The following is a 15,026-nucleotide window of genomic DNA, read 5'->3' as shown; positions in this document are numbered from 1 at the left end:
ACCGTCGGCAGGGGGCTGTCGGATCGGGCGCGGGGACCGATTGTCAGTGCCGGGACCTACCTTCGGCAGCATGACTCAGCAGGGGGTGCGCTGGACTGCGGATCAGGTGCTGGCACTGGCACCTGACGCCGCCTCACGCAAAGCGGGAAGCAAACTCGGCGCGGCCGGACCGTGGTCCGAGGCGGGCAGTGGCGAGGAGGGGACGGTGTGGGGGCTGTGCAAGGGCAGCGGCAGCAAGCCGTATCAGACGGTCATCGACCTCGCGGACGCGGCCGGTCCCGCGTACAAGTGCAGTTGTCCGAGCCGCAAGTTCCCGTGCAAGCACGCGCTCGGGCTGCTGCTGCTCTGGGCGGGCGGGGACGGCGCGGTGCCGTCGGCGCGGCCACCGGGCTGGGCGGCGGAGTGGCTCGGTGGCAGACGCAGACGTACGGAGGAGAAACGGACGGCGGAGGCGTCCGGTTCCCCCGCCGGGTCCGCTGACCCGGAGGCCGCCCGGCGCCGGGCCCGGCGTCGCGCCGAGCGGATCACGGCGGGCGCGGCGGAGCTGGAGCAGCGTCTGGCGGACCTGCTGCGGGGCGGCCTGGCCGGCGCCGAGCAGGCGGGCTACGGACTGTGGGAGGAGACAGCGGCCCGCATGGTCGACGCGCAGGCCCCCGGACTGGCAGCGCGGGTGCGGGAGTTGGGCGCCGTCCCGGCGTCCGGGCCCGGCTGGCCGGTGCGGCTGCTGGAGGAGTGCGCGCTGCTGCACCTCCTCGACCAGGGCTGGCTGCGCCGCGAGCGGCTCCCGGAGGATCTGGCGGCGACGGTCCGCTCCCGTGTCGGCCTGCCCGGTTCGGCGGACGGCCCGCCGGTGCGGGACCGCTGGCTGGTCCTCGCGCAGTACGACACGGCGGACGCCCGCCTGACGACCCGCCGGATCTGGCTGTACGGCGCCGCGTCGCACCGTACGGCGCTGCTCCTGTCCTACGGGGCGGCCGGCCGCGCGCCGGAGCTCGCCCTGCCGGTGGGCCTGGCGCTGGAGGCCGAGGTGTGCGCGTATCCGGGGGCGGGGCAGCCGCGGGCGGCTTTGGGCGAGCAGTTCGCACCGCCCGCACCGGCGGCGATACGGCCGCCGGGGGTGACACCCGCCGAAGCGGCGGCCCGTTACGGCGAGGCGCTGCGTGCCGACCCGTGGCTCGACTCGGTCCCGGTGACGCTGGACGGGGTCGTACCCACTCCGGACGGCGCCTCCTGGCAGCTCGCGGACGCCGGCGGGGACACGGCACTGCCGCTCACCCCCTCGGCCGTCTCCCGCCCCGGCCTGTGGCGGCTGGTCGCCCTGTCGGGAGGCGCCCCCGTCACCGTGTTCGGCGAGTGCGGTCACCGGGGGTTCACCCCCCTGACGGCCTGGCCGGCGGGCCCGGGCGAGGCGGTCCCCCTGTGCTGAGCCACCCGGCACACACCGACCCGGTCCGTCTCCCGGACCGTGCATGGGTGCCTTCCCACGGGACACCCGGCACGGACGGGACTTCCACCACATATCGGCACCAGATGGAAGGAAGCTCATGAACAGGACCCCCGCGCCGGCTTCGGTGGGTTCGCCCGTTCAGGGTGCCTGGGAGGAACTCGTCACCGTCGCCCTGCTCGGCACGGACCGGCGCACGCCGCCAGGGGCCGGTCCGGGCCGGGAGGCACCGGTCGCGCTGCTCGACGCGGCCGCCGTGGAGACCGTACGGCGGCGGGCCGGGCTGCGTGCGGCACCGGCGGCGGAGCGTCCGCGTCCCGCGCCGGAGGATCCGCGTCCACCGCTGCCCGCCCCGGCGGCCCGCAGGCTCACGATGCTGCTGGCCGACCGGCCCGGCACCGGCGGCGGTGGCCGCAGAGGCGCGGCACCCGACCTGATGGAGCTGCTGCCGCAGTGGCTCGCCACCGCGAACGCCCGCGGTTACGCGGCGCCCGCGGAAGCCGTGCCCGCACTGCTCGACGCCGCCCGGGGGCGTACGGACCTACGGCCGGCGGCGCTCGCCTTCGCCGGACCGCGCGCGGTGTGGCTGGCGCGGCTGAACCCGGACTGGCGGTTCGCGCTGCGCGCGACATCCGGCCAGGGCGCGGCGCTGCCGCCCGCCGACGACCCGGACCGGGTGCGGGAGCTGTGGCAGGAGGGACTGTTCGCCGAGCGGGTCGCCCTGCTCGGCGCGCTGCGGGACCGTGACCCCGCCGCCGCGCGCGACCTGCTCGCCACGACCTGGGCGACCGAGCGCGCCGAGGACCGGCTGATGTTCCTCGACTCGCTGCGCACCGGTCTGGGCCCGGCGGACGAGCCGTTCCTGGAGCAGGCGCTGGCCGACCGGAGCCGCAACGTCCGGGCGACGGCCGCGGAGCTGCTGTCGGCGCTGCCGGAGTCCGCGCTCGCCGGGCGGATGGCGGTACGGGCCGGGGCGTGCGTGGCCCTCGACCGCACGCAAGGCACGCCGGCCCTGACCGTCGAGGCGCCGCACGAGTGCGACGCGGGCATGGAGCGGGACGGCGTCGTGGCCAAGGCCCCCGCGGGCCGGGGCGAACGCTCCTGGTGGCTGGGCCAGCTGGTGGAGGCGGCCCCGCTGGGGACGTGGTCCGCCCGGCTGGGGGGCCGTACGCCGGAGGAGATCGTGGCGCTGCCGGTGAACGACGACTGGCGGGGCGAACTGCACGCGGCCTGGTGCCGGGCGGCCGTTCGGCAGCGTGACCCGGCCTGGGCCCGGGCCCTGCTCGGGTTGCCGTCGGCGCCGGAGGCCGGTGGCCCGGGAGCGGTGTCCCTGGCGGAGCGCGCGAAGCTGCTGGCCCGGCTGGACGCCGCCGAGCGGGCCGCATGGGTGGCCGGGTTCATCGCCACCCATGGGCTTTCCGAGGCGTTTCAGCTGCTCGGGGTGTGCGCTGTGCCGTGGGCCGAACCGCTCGGGCGTGCGGTCGTGGACGCGCTCGAGATCGCGCGGGACGCAGGGAGCTATCCATGGAGCTTCAGTGGAGTGATGGGCCTGGCCGAACGCTGCCTGGACCCGGCCGAGGCGAAGCGTCTCGACGGGCTGCTCGCGGTGCCGGACGAACGGGAGGACGCGTCGCCGGGCGCCGGGGAGTACTGGGCGGAGGCCTTCCAGCGCCTGGTCACCACCCTGCGCCTGCGCGGGACGATGGCGGAGGAACTCCGGGCGCCGGCCGGGAGGCCGGCCGCGTCGGCCGCCGGGGACTCGCCACGGTTTGGCTGAGCAGTCCCGGGGACCGCTCCGGCCGGGGGCGGCGCCCCGGAGCGCGGCCCGCCCGGCGTCGCGGGCGGGCGCGTGCCCTGCCGGTGCGCCGGCCGGACACCGGGCCCGCGGTCGGCCGGCACCCGGAGCCGACGGCCCGGCCGCCGGAAGCCCTACGCCCCGGTGGGCTGGCGTACGTTCGCCCGCACCCAGTCGACGATCGACGCGGTCGTCGCGCCGGGCGTGAAGATCTCCGCGACGCCCTTCTCCTTCAGCGGCGCGATGTCCGCCTCCGGGATGATGCCGCCGCCGAAGACCTTGATGTCCTCCGCGTCCCGCTCGCGCAGCAGCTCGATGACCGCCGCGAAGAGCGTGTTGTGCGCTCCGGAGAGGATCGAGAGGCCGATCGCGTCGGCGTCCTCCTGGATCGCGGTGTGGACGATCTGCTCGGGGGTCTGGTGGAGCCCCGTGTAGATGACCTCCATACCGGCGTCGCGCAGCGCCCGCGCGATCACCTTGGCCCCGCGATCGTGGCCGTCGAGCCCCGGCTTGGCCACCACCACGCGGATCGGACCGGCTGCCACACCCATCACTGCCTCCATGAAGCGAATGCATTCATCCCTACCGACAGGTACCTCGGTACCCACACCGGCCGGGGAAGTGAACGAACGTTATCGCCAGCATCCCGCAACCGGCAGTTTCGCGGTGCGCACCGAGGGGGAAATCACACGATGGGACACATCAGCAGCGCACCGTTCCGAGTCTCTGCGACACGCGCGGCGCGGGCCCCTGTGGCACAAGGTCCACGGGCACCCGCTCCCCACATGCCACAGCGGGACCACGCGCAACGGGAGCCGCAACGAGGTCGCCGCATCGCCGCGCCGCAGGCCGCGCGTCGTGACAGTGCGGTGCTTCGGCGACTGCACGAAAGGCACGCAGGGCAGGTACGGCACGACAGCGGGGAGACTCGTCGCCACACCGGCAGGGACCCCCGGCACGTCATCGGCGCACCATCGGCACCACCGGCACCGTCAGGAAAGTCAGCACCACCGGCCCCACCGGCACTGCCGCCTCCACCGGCACGGCCGCCACGGGAAACGCACCGCGCCGTACGCCGCACCCTCCCCCCTCGGGCCGTTCGGGCATCCTCGCCGACCACCCGCGTCGCGATCTCCCCCGAGGGCACATGGGGGACAGAGCAGTCCCCCTGTGTGCCGACAGGAGGTCGGCCATGAAGGTCACCGGGGCAGCGCTGCCCTTTCTTCCGCTCTGCCAGCGTCTTCTGCCCACCCGGCTGGCGGGTCTGTCCGTGGCCCTCCTGAAGGCGACCGCGCTGGAGATCGCGATCCTCGCGGGTCACCTCCTTCTCTATCCGTCGGGCATCGTCCAGGAGCGACGGGGCCCGCTCTCGCCTCTGCCCGTACCGCAGGGCACGGCCCAGCTGCCCACGGAGGCGAAGCCGCCGGTCGTGCTGCTGCACGGCTTCATCGACAACCGCTCGGTGTTCCTCCTGCTGCGCCGCAGCCTCGCCCAGCACGGCAGGCAGCGGATCGAGTCGCTGAACTACTCGCCGCTGACCTGCGACATCCGCACGGCGGCCGAGCTGCTCGGGCGGCACATCGAGGAGATCTGCGCGCGCACGGGCAGTGACCGGGTCGACATCGTCGGGCACAGCCTCGGCGGCCTGATAGCGCGCTACTACGTGCAGCGCCTCGGTGGCGACCTCCGCGTGCGGACGCTGGTGACGCTCGGCACGCCCCACGCCGGCACACGGGTGGCGCCGCTGGCGAACGCCCACCCGATCGTGCGCCAGATGCGCCCCGGCTCCGAGCTCCTCACCGAGCTGACCCGGCCCGCGCCCGGCTGCCGTACGCACTTCGTGAGTTTCTGGAGCGATCTCGACCACCTGATGGACCCGCTGGAGACCGCCTGCATCGAGCATCCCGACCTGTCGGCGGAGAACGTGCGGGTGAGCGGGGTCGGGCATCTCGCGCTGCCCGTGCACCCCGCCGTCGCCACCGGGATACGGCAGGTCCTCGACACCGCGCGGACCGCGGCCGAGGCCGTCCCCCGGGCGACCGGCCTGACGGTGGCCTGACGCACCTGCGTCACGCCCGTCGCCACCCCCACTACGACCACCATCACAGGGGCTGCCGCCACCACGGCGCCCGACCACCGTGCCCGAGGTCGCGTCGCCACGGCTCCCGGAGCGCGCATGCACCCCCGCGCACCGCGTCGCCGTCACGCCGACAACCGCCGCCACAGCGGAAAAACAGGCCCCCGACAGCCCACGCGCATCGAACACTCTTCGAACACAGGGCCAAACCCGCGTCCGCAGTCCCCCGAAACACGGCCGAATGCCCGTTTCCCGCAAGGACGAAACCTGCCGAAGATTGTCGCGCCCGCGTACCGCCGGGTACAGTCGCCGCACTGCTCTGGCAGCCCCTGTTGTCGAGGCGAAAGAGAAGTTGGTGAACGATCGTCACCCGTCGGGGACCATGACCACCCCGGCTCCGGCTTCCGACGCCGCCTCCGCGCACTATGCGTCCTACGGCGGTCAGGAAGGCCAGTACGGTGACTTCGCCACGTACGGCGCCGTGAACACCGTCGACCACACTGGTTCCCACCCCCACGCATTCGACACCCACGGGTTCGACGCGGGCAGCCGTACCGCGACCTTCGAGGCCGACCCGCTGTTCGGAAACCTCCCGGGGGACGGACCCGCGACCGGTGGCTACGACACGTCGGCGTGGACCGACGGCGGCCACCTGAACCACGACGTGTACGCGGCCCAGCAGCACGGCTACGACACCGGCGGGTACGACAACGCCGCGTGGGCCGCCGGGCACGAGCAGCTCCCCGTGATCCCGTCGCAGGCCACGGCCCCCGACACCAGCGGGCAGTGGGACGCGAGCGCCTGGCTGCAGCCCGACCAGGCGGCCGGCGAGCCGGCCGACCCGACGCAGCAGTGGAACTGGGGCACGCAGACCTTCGACACCGGGGCCTACGACGCCACCCAGTGGAACGCCGACGGCGGCACCGGCGACACGGCGACGCCGACGGAGGACCACGGCCCGCAGGCCGAGTCCTTCGAGGAGCACCCGACCCCGTTCGACCAGCAGCCCACGGCCACCTTCGAGCAGTTCTCCTACGACGAACACCCCGTCGAGGACGACGAGTCGGGCGCCACCGGCGAGTCGGCCTCCGTGGCACCGCTGCTCGACGACCAGGAGGAGACCGCCCCGGCCCCGGCCGCCCGCGCGGCGTCCCGCTCGCGCCGCCGTCCGCCGCCCAAGCGGTCGGCGTTCCTGACGGTGGCCGTCCCCTCGGCGTGCGTGATGGGCGTCGCGGGAATCGCCGCCGCCTCCGTCGGCCCCCTGACCGACGACAGCAGCGACACCACCGCCACCGCGTCCGACGCGACCGCCGTCCACCCGTCCGCCGCGAACAACAAGCTGGACGTCCAGCTGAAGAGCCTGTCCGCGGGCGCCGACGACTTCGCCGACCGGGCCAGCCGTACGCAGGAACGTATCGACCTCAGGGCCCAGCAGGAGGCCGAGAAGAAGAAGGCGGCGGCGGAGGCGGCCCGCAAGGAGCGGCTGCGTCCCAAGTACGCGCTTCCGGTCACGCAGCACGGCCTCAGCGCCTACTTCGGCCAGGCAGGCGTCAACTGGATGTCCGTGCACACCGGCATCGACTTCCCGGTCGCCTACGGCACCACGGTGATGGCCGCGACCGACGGCACCGTCCGCACCCAGTGGAACAGCGCCTACGGCAACATGCTGATCCTGACCGACAAGGACGGCACGGAGACGTGGTACTGCCACCTCTCCACCTACCGCGTCGCCTCCGGCACGACGGTCAAGGCGGGCGACCCGATCGCGTACTCCGGGAACTCCGGCAACTCGACCGGCCCGCACCTGCACTTCGAGGTTCGGCCGGCGGGCGGCTCCGCGATCGACCCGCTCCCGTGGCTGCGCAGCCACGGCATCAACCCGACGTAGAACCTGGTGCCGTTGAGCCCCCGCCGTCCGGCGGGGGCTCTTCTCGTGCGGCTACAGCTTCTCCACCGGCGCGTACCGCAGCAGCAGCCGCTTCGGCTTGACGTCGCCGAAGTCGACCGTGGCCTCGGCGGCAGCGCCCGTGCCCTTCACGCCGACGACCGTCCCGAGCCCGAACTGGTCGTGCGTCACCCGGTCCCCGACCGCCAGGGAGACCACCGGCTTCTCCGCGGTCCGCCGGGTGGCGAAGCCGGACGCGCCCGAGGCCGAGGAGCGGGAGCGGGACGACGACAGGGAGGCCGCGATCCCGGACGCCGGACCGGAGGGCATCGGCACCGTGGCTCCGGTCCGCTTCCAGTCGACGTGGTGCGGCGGGATCTCCTCCAGGAACCGCGAGGGCGGGTTGTACGACGGCTGTCCCCACGCGCTGCGCAGCGAGGACCGCGTCAGATACAGCCGCTCACGGGCGCGCGTGATGCCGACGTACGCCAGGCGCCGCTCCTCCTCCAGCTCCTTGGGCTCACCGAGGGCACGCATGTGCGGGAAGACGCCGTCCTCCATGCCGGTCAGGAACACGACCGGGAACTCCAGGCCCTTGGCGGTGTGCAGGGTCATCAGGGTGATGACTCCGGAACCGTCCTCGTCCTCGTCGGGGATCTGGTCGGAGTCGGCGACCAGGGCCACCCGCTCCAGGAAGGCGGAGAGCCCGCCCGCGGCCTCGCCCTCACCGGCCTCCTGCTCGAACTCCAGGGCCACGGCGGCGAGTTCCTGGAGGTTCTCGATGCGGGTCTCGTCCTGCGGGTCGGTGGACGCCTGCAACTCGGCGAGGTAGCCGGTGCGTTCGAGGATGGCCTCCAGGACGGTGGCCGGTCCGGCGCCCGACTCGACGATCGTACGGAGGTCCTCCATCAGCGTGTTGAACCGCCTGACGGCGTTGGTGGAGCGCGCGGCCATGCCGTACGCCTCGTCGACGCGGCGCAGGGCCTGCGGGAAGCTGATCTTCTCGCGCTGGGAGAGGGCGTCGATCATCGCCTCGGCGCGGTCGCCGATGCCCCGCTTGGGCACGTTGAGGATGCGGCGCAGGGGCACCGAGTCCTCCGGGTTGGCCAGGACGCGCAGGTAGGCCAGGACGTCCCGGACCTCCTTGCGCTCGTAGAAGCGGACGCCGCCGACGACCTTGTAGGGCAGGCCGACGCGGATGAAGACCTCTTCGAAGACACGGGACTGGGCGTTGGTGCGGTAGAAGACGGCGACGTCGCCCGCCTTCGCGTCGCCCGCGTCGGTGAGGCGGTCTATCTCGTCGGCGACGAACTGCGCCTCGTCGTGCTCGGTGTCGGCGACGTACCCGGTGATGCCGGCGCCCGCGCCCGCGTTGGTCCACAGGTTCTTGGGTCGGCGGGACTCGTTGCGCTCGATGACGGCGTTCGCCGCGCTCAGGATCGTCTGCGTGGAGCGGTAGTTCTGCTCCAGCAGGATCGTCGTCGCGTTCGGGTAGTCCTCCTCGAACTGGAGGATGTTGCGGATGGTCGCGCCGCGGAACGCGTAGATCGACTGGTCGGCGTCGCCCACGACGCACAGTTCGGCGGGCGGCAGGTCGTGCTCGGCCGGCGGCACGTCCACCGGGTGTTCGGCGGTGCCGACGAGTTCCCGCACCAGCGCGTACTGCGCGTGGTTGGTGTCCTGGTACTCGTCGACCAGGACGTGGCGGAAGCGGCGGCGGTAGTGCTCGGCGACGTCCGGGAAGGCGCGCAGCAGGTTGACCGTCGTCATGATCAGGTCGTCGAAGTCGAGGGCGTTCGCCTCGCGCAGCCGTGACTGGTACATGACGTAGGCCTGCGCGAGGGTCTTCTCAAAGCCGTCGTTGGCCCGAGCGGCGAAGTCCTCCTCGTCGACCAGCTCGTTCTTCAGGTTCGAGATCTTGGCGCTGAACGACTTCGGCGGGTAGCGCTTGGGGTCGAGGTCCAGGTCGCGGCAGACCAGGGCCATCAGACGCTTGGAGTCGGCGGCGTCGTAGATCGAGAAGGAGGACGTGAAGCCGAGTTTCTTGCTCTCGCGGCGCAGGATGCGCACGCACGCGCTGTGGAAGGTCATCACCCACATCGCGTTCGCGCGCGGGCCGACGAGCTGCTCGACGCGCTCCTTCATCTCACCCGCGGCCTTGTTGGTGAAGGTGATCGCGAGGATCTGGCCCGGATGCACGTGCCGCTCGCCGAGGAGGTGCGCGATGCGGTGGGTGAGCACACGGGTCTTGCCGGAGCCCGCGCCGGCCACGATGAGCAGGGGCGCGCCGGAGTGGACGACCGCCGCGCGCTGGTTCTCGTTGAGCCCCTCCAGGAGCGCGGCCGGGTCCACCGGGGGGCGGGGGGCGCCGTCGCGGTAGTAGGCGTCACGATCCGGCGGCGCGTCGAACTTCCCGCCGAACAGATCGTCCGGAACGGGCTCCGGCACATGATCGTCCTCGGGCGGCGGCGGGTGTTCTTCCTCGCGGGCCCGTGGGGCCTTGAGGTCCGCCAGGAAGCTGTCGTCAAAGAGGCTGCTCATCGCTCTCCGAGTCTAGGGTGCGCCACCGACAACCCACTGCCGCCCCGGAAAACATCCCCGCACGGGGCCACGGCCTGTGCGGATCGCACCGGAACGACCACGGCGAGCGACGCCCGGCGGAAGGTCACGAAAACGTATCGGGCATATCGCACATCAACCTTCACAGAGGCCGCACCCGTTGGCTACCGTTCCCGGCGGGCCGCGGTGCAACCCTTCCGGACCACCCGCCCGCCGCCTCCCCGGCGCACCGACGGCCCGCCGGGTACCCCGACCGCTGCCCCACCAGGCGGAACCTGGAAGGAGTCGCCAGTCTTGGCGTCGCACCGCAAGTCGCGTCCCACGGGGACGCGCGCGGCAGGCATACGGACCCCCGTCCTCGCCACGGCCGCCCTCACCTCCGTGGCCCTGCTGTCCCAGACGGCGCAGGCCGCTCCCCGGACCGACGGGGACCCGAGCATCGAGGAAGTCGAGAAGAAGGTCGACGACCTGTACCGCCAGGCGGAGTCGGCGACCGAGAAGTACAACGCGGCGAAGGAGAAGACCGCGAAGCAGCGCAGGAACGTCGACACCCTGCTCGAAGACGTCGCCCGGCGCACCCAGAAGCTGAACGAGGCGCGGGAGGAGCTGGGTTCCTTCGCGGCGGCCCAGTACCGCACCGGCGCCACCGCCCCCGACACCGCGACCTTCCTGCTCGCCGACTCCCCGCAGGACTACTTCGACCAGAGCCAGCTCATGGGCCGGCTGACCAGCCGGCAGAAGAGCGCGGTCGACGACTACGTCACCGAGCAGTCCTCGACGGCCCGGAAGCGCCAGGAGGCCGGCCGGAGCCTGGAGACGCTCGACGCGACGCAGGGCGCTCTCCGGACGGCCAAGGCCACCGTGCAGAAGAAACTGTCGGACGCGCGGGAGCTGCTGTCGAAGCTGACGGCCGAGGAGAAGGCCCGGCTCGCCGCGGCCGAGGAGAAGCGGCGCCGGGAGGCAGCGCACAAGGCCGCGGAACTCGCGCGGCAGCAGGCCGGCCGGCCGGCGTCCCAGGAGACGGCGGGGCAGCAGGACGGCGGCTCCACCGGCTCGCCCTCCACCCCGTCCTCCGCGCCCGCTGACTCCTCCTACGCGGGCAAGGCACGCACGGCGCTCGCCTTCGCCCGCGCCCAGATCGGCAAGCCGTACGTCTGGGGCGCCACCGGCCCCGGGTCCTACGACTGCTCGGGCCTCACCCAGGCCGTCTGGAAGGCCGCCGGCGTCACCCTCCCGCGCACCACCTACGACCAGGTCGACGCCGGCACCACGGTCCCCCTGGCCGATGCCCAGCCCGGTGACCTGGTCTTCTTCTACGGCGACATCAGCCACGTCGGCGTCTACATCGGCAACGGCATGATGATCCACGCCCCCAAGCCGGGCGCGTACGTCCGCGAGGAGTCGATCTACTACGGCGGCGAGTCGGCGATCCACAGCGTGGTGCGCCCGGCCTGAACCGGCGGCGCGACGGCGGGGCGGACGTTCCCGCGCCCCGCCGTCGTGCCGCGCCGAACCGCACCCCCACGCGCCGTCCGCCGCCTCCCGCGCCCGCGCGTATTCGGGGCACCCGCGCGCGTGCCCCGCTCGTACGGCGCGCGCCGCTCCTTACCATCGCCCCATGCCCGGCACCGGCCCGTCCCCCCGCTCCCTCCTCGGCGCTCGGTGGGCCCGGCGTCCCCCGGCCGCCGGGGCCGCCGTGCTGGCGACCGGCATCCTGTCGGTCGGCCTCGACACGACGGGGTACGCGGTCCTGTCGGCCGTCGCCCTGGTGGCGGCCTGCGCCGCCTGGCTGGGCCTGGCGGCCGATTTCGTCGTACGACTGCTGTGGGACCGGCTGCGGTGGGTGGCGGAGGCGGGGACACCGGGCGCGCTGACGGCGGTGGCCGCGACCACCGTGCTCGGCATCCGTTTCTCCGCGCTGGGGTGGCAGCCCCTGGCCTGGGCGCTGCTGGCGCTGGCCGCGCTGCTGTGGCCGGGGCTGCTCGTCCTCGTCCTGCGGCACTGGCGCCTGCGGATGCCGGGGACGGTGTTCCTGGCCTGTGTCGCCACGCAGGGGCTGGTCGTCCTCGGCGCGACACTCGCCGCGGCCGAGGCGACGGCCTGGCTCGGGCACACCTCGATGGTCCTGTTCTGGCTCGGGCTCGTGCTCTACACGCTGGCGCTGACCCGCTTCGACCTGCGGGAGGTGACCTGCGGGGCCGGTGACCACTGGGTGGCCGGCGGCGCGCTCGGCATCTCGGCGCTCGCCGGGTCGAAGCTGGTCCTGGCTGGCGGTTCGGGTCCGTATCTGTGGAGCGGCGACGACAGTCACGTGCTGCGCGCGGTGACCGTCGCGCTGCTGGTGCTCGACCTCGGCTGGTACGCCGTCCTGCTGGTGGCCGAACTGTCCCGGCCGCGGCCGCGTTACGACGTACGACGGTGGGCGACCGTCTTCCCGCTGGGCATGACGGCGGTGGCGACCCTGTCCGTCGCCGACGCGCTGGACGTGCCCTGGCTGAGGACGCCGGGAGAGGTGCTCCTGTGGATCGCGGTGGCGGCCTGGCTGGCCGTCGCCGCGGGGGCGGCAAGCGGGGCGTACGGGCAGGGCGGGGCGGCGGAACGACGGTGAACCGGGGCCGGCGACGGCTGGAGTCCCGAGGGCAGGTACGGAGAGGGCTCAGGCCCGGAGGGGCCTGGTCCGGAGAGGGCTGGCCCGGAGAGGGCTGGCCCGGAGAGGGCTGGCCCGGAGAGGCCTGGCCCGGAGAGGCCTGGCCCGGAGAGGCCTGGCCCGGAGAGGCCTGGCCCGGAGAGGCCTGGCCCGGCGACGGCTGGTCCGGCGACGGCTCGGGTCCGGTCGGGTCTGGCCCGGCGGCTCGATTCCGAGGGCGGCTCGGTCCGGCCGGCTCAGACCCGGTGACAGCTGAGGCCCGGGGACGGACGGCTCGGGTTTGGCCGAGTCGGATCCGGTCGGCTCTGGCCGGCGGTGGCTCGGGCCCGGCCAGCTCGGGTCCGGCGACGGCTCGATCCCGAGGGCGGCTCGGTCCGGCCGGCTAAGACCCGGCGACAGCTGAGGCCCGGGACGGACGGCTCGGGTTTGGCCGACTCAGACCCGGCCGGCTCTGGCCGGCGGTGGCTCGGGCCCGGCCGGCTCGGGTCCGGGGACAGCTGGGGTCCGGCCGGCTCGGGTCCGGCGACGGCTCGATTCCGAGGGCGGCTCGGTCCGGCCGGCTCAGACCCGGTGACAGCTGAGGCCCGGGGACGGACGGCTCGGGTTCGGCCCACTCGGATCCGGCCACAACGCAGGCCGATGACGGCTCGGGTCCGGCCGGCTCAGGCCCGGCGGCGGCTCAGGTCCACAGGACCGCGATGAAGATGTTCGCCGTGGTGAGCAGGCCCACCAGGCCGAACAGGCGCTTGTCGACCTGCTCGTCGTCGCGCTTCACGTAGACGAGGCCGAGGATCACGATCAGCAGGGCCAGCTTCACGCCGATCTTGATGTTGTTCACGGACTGGTCGTCGGCCTGGTTGAGGCCGACCAGGGCGACGCCGGTGACCAGCATCGTCAGGGCGCCGTGCAGCATCCCCGGCACGAAGCGGGCGGTGCCCCGGCCCATGGCCTTCATCTGGGTGAGGAAGCCGCCGAGGAGCGCGGCGATGCCGATGATGTGCAGGCCGACGAAGAGATGGATGAGTACGTCCATGGGGCCGGAGCCTAACCAGCGCCCCGGACGCCCCCCGCACCGCCCCACCCGCTCGCCGACGGACGACGTCCCGCGGACCGGTGCATATATGCGCCTCATAGCACTCCGTGGTCACCGCCCGTCCCGGAATCACCACATCGGTCATCGCCCTGCGTGAAGTCGACGGGCAAGGTCGCGCCCGATGGTCACTTACGGTCACAGGATGGTCGGCACCCGGCAGTTCCGTACAAGGCGTTACCCCACCGACACCATCAGGTTTAGCGTCCTCCACCAGGTGACCGGCTCCCCACCGCCGCCCGGGCCAGGGGCGGCAGTCGGCCACCACCGCCGAGAAAGGTCCGGCGGCGGTCCGCTTCCCCTGTGCGGTCCGCCGCCGGACGCGTGAACCGCCCCCGGGCGGCCGTACGTCCGCTGCCCCGGCGCTCGTACGGCCGGTGAACCCCGCGGGCGGCCGGAACGTCCGCCGGCCCGGTGGACGTACGGACCGGCGGTCGTACGAAAGGACGTGCAGTCCACGTGGCAGCGCATCGCAAGCCCCGTCAGCGCACGGCGGGCGGCAACGCCGTCCGTGCCGCCGCGACCATCGCCCTGGCGGGCGCGGCGACCGCGACGGGGTTCGACGGGATCGGACACGCGGACCCGAACCTGACGCCGTCGCAGGTCAAGGCGAAGGTGGACAAGCTGTACCGGGAGGCCGAGGGCGCCACCGAGAAGTACAACGGCGCGAAGGAGAAGGCGGGCGCGGCCGAGACGCGGCTGAGAACGCTGAGGGACGAGGCGGCCCGCAAGGAGGACAAGCTCAACTCCGCCCGGGACGCGCTGGGTTCGATGGCGGCGGCGCAGTACCGCGAGGGCGGCCTCGACCCCTCGCTGCGGCTGGCCCTGTCCGACGACCCGGACCGGTACCTCGACGGCGCCGCGTTCGCCGAGCGCGCGAACAACCGGCAGGCCGCCGCCGTCCGTCAGGTCCGCACGCAACTGCGGGAGATCGAGCAGCTGCGGGGGGCCGCCCGCCTGGAGCTGGACTCGCTCACCTCACGCCGGAAGGAGCTGCGACGGCAGAAGGAGACGATCACCGCGAAGCTCGGCGCGGCACGGCAGTTGCTGTCCCGGCTGTCCTCCACCGAGCGCGCCCGGGTCACCGACGACTCGGGGTCCGGCCGTGCCTCGCGGTTCACCCCGGGGGCGCGCGACAGCCTCCAGGCCCCCGCGTCCGCCACGGCCGGGGCGCCCGACTCCCGCGCGGCGGCGGCCGTCGCCTACGCCTACCAGAAGCTCGGCAGCCCCTACGTGTGGGGCGCGACGGGCCCCGACGCCTTCGACTGCTCGGGCCTGGTGCTGGCCGCCTACCGCTCCGCCGGGCTGTCCCTGCCCCGCACGACCTACGCGCAGATCGACACCGGCCGCCGCGTCTCCCGTTCCGAACTGCTCCCGGGCGACCTGGTGTTCTTCTACTCCGGCATCAGCCACGTCGGCCTCTACGTGGGCAACGGCCAGATGATCCACGCGCCGAACCCGTCGGCTCCGGTACGCCTGGCCCCGATCGACGAGATGCCGTTCGCGGGGGCGACGCGGGTGGCGTAGAG

The 15,026-nt window shown here is 73.5% G+C and carries 10 protein-coding genes; 7 read left to right on the top strand and 3 right to left on the bottom strand.

Going from position 1 to position 15,026, the window contains the following annotated elements; translation table 11 throughout:
• Positions 1 to 70 precede the first annotated feature (70 nt).
• On the top strand, positions 71 to 1,426 hold the full coding sequence (locus ABZT03_RS29055) for an SWIM zinc finger family protein (protein WP_356044627.1): 1,356 nt from the start codon (positions 71 to 73) through the stop codon (positions 1,424 to 1,426).
• A gap of 118 nt (positions 1,427 to 1,544) precedes the next feature.
• Positions 1,545 to 3,221, top strand: a complete 1,677-nt coding sequence (locus ABZT03_RS29050) for a DUF5691 domain-containing protein (protein ID WP_356044624.1) — start codon at positions 1,545 to 1,547, stop codon at positions 3,219 to 3,221.
• A gap of 152 nt (positions 3,222 to 3,373) precedes the next feature.
• Here ABZT03_RS29050 and ABZT03_RS29045 read toward each other — a convergent pair whose 3' ends face one another.
• The gene (locus tag ABZT03_RS29045; RefSeq protein ID WP_356044622.1) at positions 3,374 to 3,790 is read right to left on the bottom strand and encodes a cobalamin B12-binding domain-containing protein; all 417 of its coding nucleotides are present in this window, start codon (positions 3,788 to 3,790) and stop codon (positions 3,374 to 3,376) included.
• Positions 3,791 to 4,431: 641 nt separating this feature from the next.
• Here ABZT03_RS29045 and ABZT03_RS29040 point away from each other — a divergent pair.
• Together ABZT03_RS29040 and ABZT03_RS29035 are read left to right on the top strand one after the other, a co-directional pair.
• Complete coding sequence (locus ABZT03_RS29040) at positions 4,432 to 5,298, top strand: alpha/beta fold hydrolase (RefSeq protein ID WP_356044620.1); 867 nt, start codon at positions 4,432 to 4,434, stop codon at positions 5,296 to 5,298.
• A 373-nt stretch (positions 5,299 to 5,671) separates the two neighbouring features.
• Positions 5,672 to 7,204, top strand: a complete 1,533-nt coding sequence (locus tag ABZT03_RS29035) for a M23 family metallopeptidase (RefSeq protein WP_356044618.1) — start codon at positions 5,672 to 5,674, stop codon at positions 7,202 to 7,204.
• 51 nt (positions 7,205 to 7,255) lie between these two features.
• Here ABZT03_RS29035 and pcrA read toward each other — a convergent pair whose 3' ends face one another.
• Positions 7,256 to 9,742, bottom strand: a complete 2,487-nt coding sequence (gene pcrA / locus ABZT03_RS29030; protein ID WP_356044616.1) for a DNA helicase PcrA — start codon at positions 9,740 to 9,742, stop codon at positions 7,256 to 7,258.
• A 312-nt stretch (positions 9,743 to 10,054) separates the two neighbouring features.
• Between pcrA and ABZT03_RS29025 the strand changes: the two genes are divergently transcribed.
• Both ABZT03_RS29025 and ABZT03_RS29020 read left to right on the top strand, forming a co-directional pair.
• Positions 10,055 to 11,215, top strand: a complete 1,161-nt coding sequence (locus ABZT03_RS29025; protein ID WP_356044614.1) for an NlpC/P60 family protein — start codon at positions 10,055 to 10,057, stop codon at positions 11,213 to 11,215.
• 163 nt (positions 11,216 to 11,378) lie between these two features.
• Positions 11,379 to 12,368 carry a tellurite resistance/C4-dicarboxylate transporter family protein gene (locus ABZT03_RS29020; protein ID WP_356044612.1) on the top strand — a complete coding sequence of 330 codons (990 nt, stop codon included), beginning with the start codon at positions 11,379 to 11,381 and terminating at the stop codon, positions 12,366 to 12,368.
• Between the two features lie 718 nt (positions 12,369 to 13,086).
• Here the strand turns inward: ABZT03_RS29020 and ABZT03_RS29015 are convergent.
• Positions 13,087 to 13,440: a hypothetical protein gene (locus ABZT03_RS29015; protein ID WP_356044610.1), complete on the bottom strand. Its 354-nt coding sequence runs from the start codon at positions 13,438 to 13,440 to the stop codon at positions 13,087 to 13,089.
• A gap of 516 nt (positions 13,441 to 13,956) precedes the next feature.
• Between ABZT03_RS29015 and ABZT03_RS29010 the strand changes: the two genes are divergently transcribed.
• Complete coding sequence (locus ABZT03_RS29010) at positions 13,957 to 15,024, top strand: NlpC/P60 family protein (RefSeq protein ID WP_356044608.1); 1,068 nt, start codon at positions 13,957 to 13,959, stop codon at positions 15,022 to 15,024.
• The last annotated feature ends 2 nt before the right edge of the window (positions 15,025 to 15,026 follow it).

The organism is Streptomyces sp. NPDC005574 (assembly GCF_040605435.1).
Lineage (GTDB): Bacteria > Actinomycetota > Actinomycetes > Streptomycetales > Streptomycetaceae > Streptomyces.
The sequence above is the reverse complement of the archived record's forward strand: the minus strand, read 5'-3'. Positions and strand labels throughout refer to the sequence as shown.

Coding starts and splice junctions, on each gene's coding strand:
- ABZT03_RS29040 (WP_356044620.1), top strand. CDS start 4,432: ATGAAGGTCACCGGGGCAGCGCTGCCCTTTCTTCCGCTCTGCCAGCGT.
- ABZT03_RS29020 (WP_356044612.1), top strand. CDS start 11,379: ATGCCCGGCACCGGCCCGTCCCCCCGCTCCCTCCTCGGCGCTCGGTGG.
- ABZT03_RS29045 (WP_356044622.1), bottom strand. CDS start 3,790: ATGGGTGTGGCAGCCGGTCCGATCCGCGTGGTGGTGGCCAAGCCGGGG.
- ABZT03_RS29015 (WP_356044610.1), bottom strand. CDS start 13,440: ATGGACGTACTCATCCATCTCTTCGTCGGCCTGCACATCATCGGCATC.
- ABZT03_RS29055 (WP_356044627.1), top strand. CDS start 71: ATGACTCAGCAGGGGGTGCGCTGGACTGCGGATCAGGTGCTGGCACTG.
- pcrA (WP_356044616.1), bottom strand. CDS start 9,742: ATGAGCAGCCTCTTTGACGACAGCTTCCTGGCGGACCTCAAGGCCCCA.
- ABZT03_RS29050 (WP_356044624.1), top strand. CDS start 1,545: ATGAACAGGACCCCCGCGCCGGCTTCGGTGGGTTCGCCCGTTCAGGGT.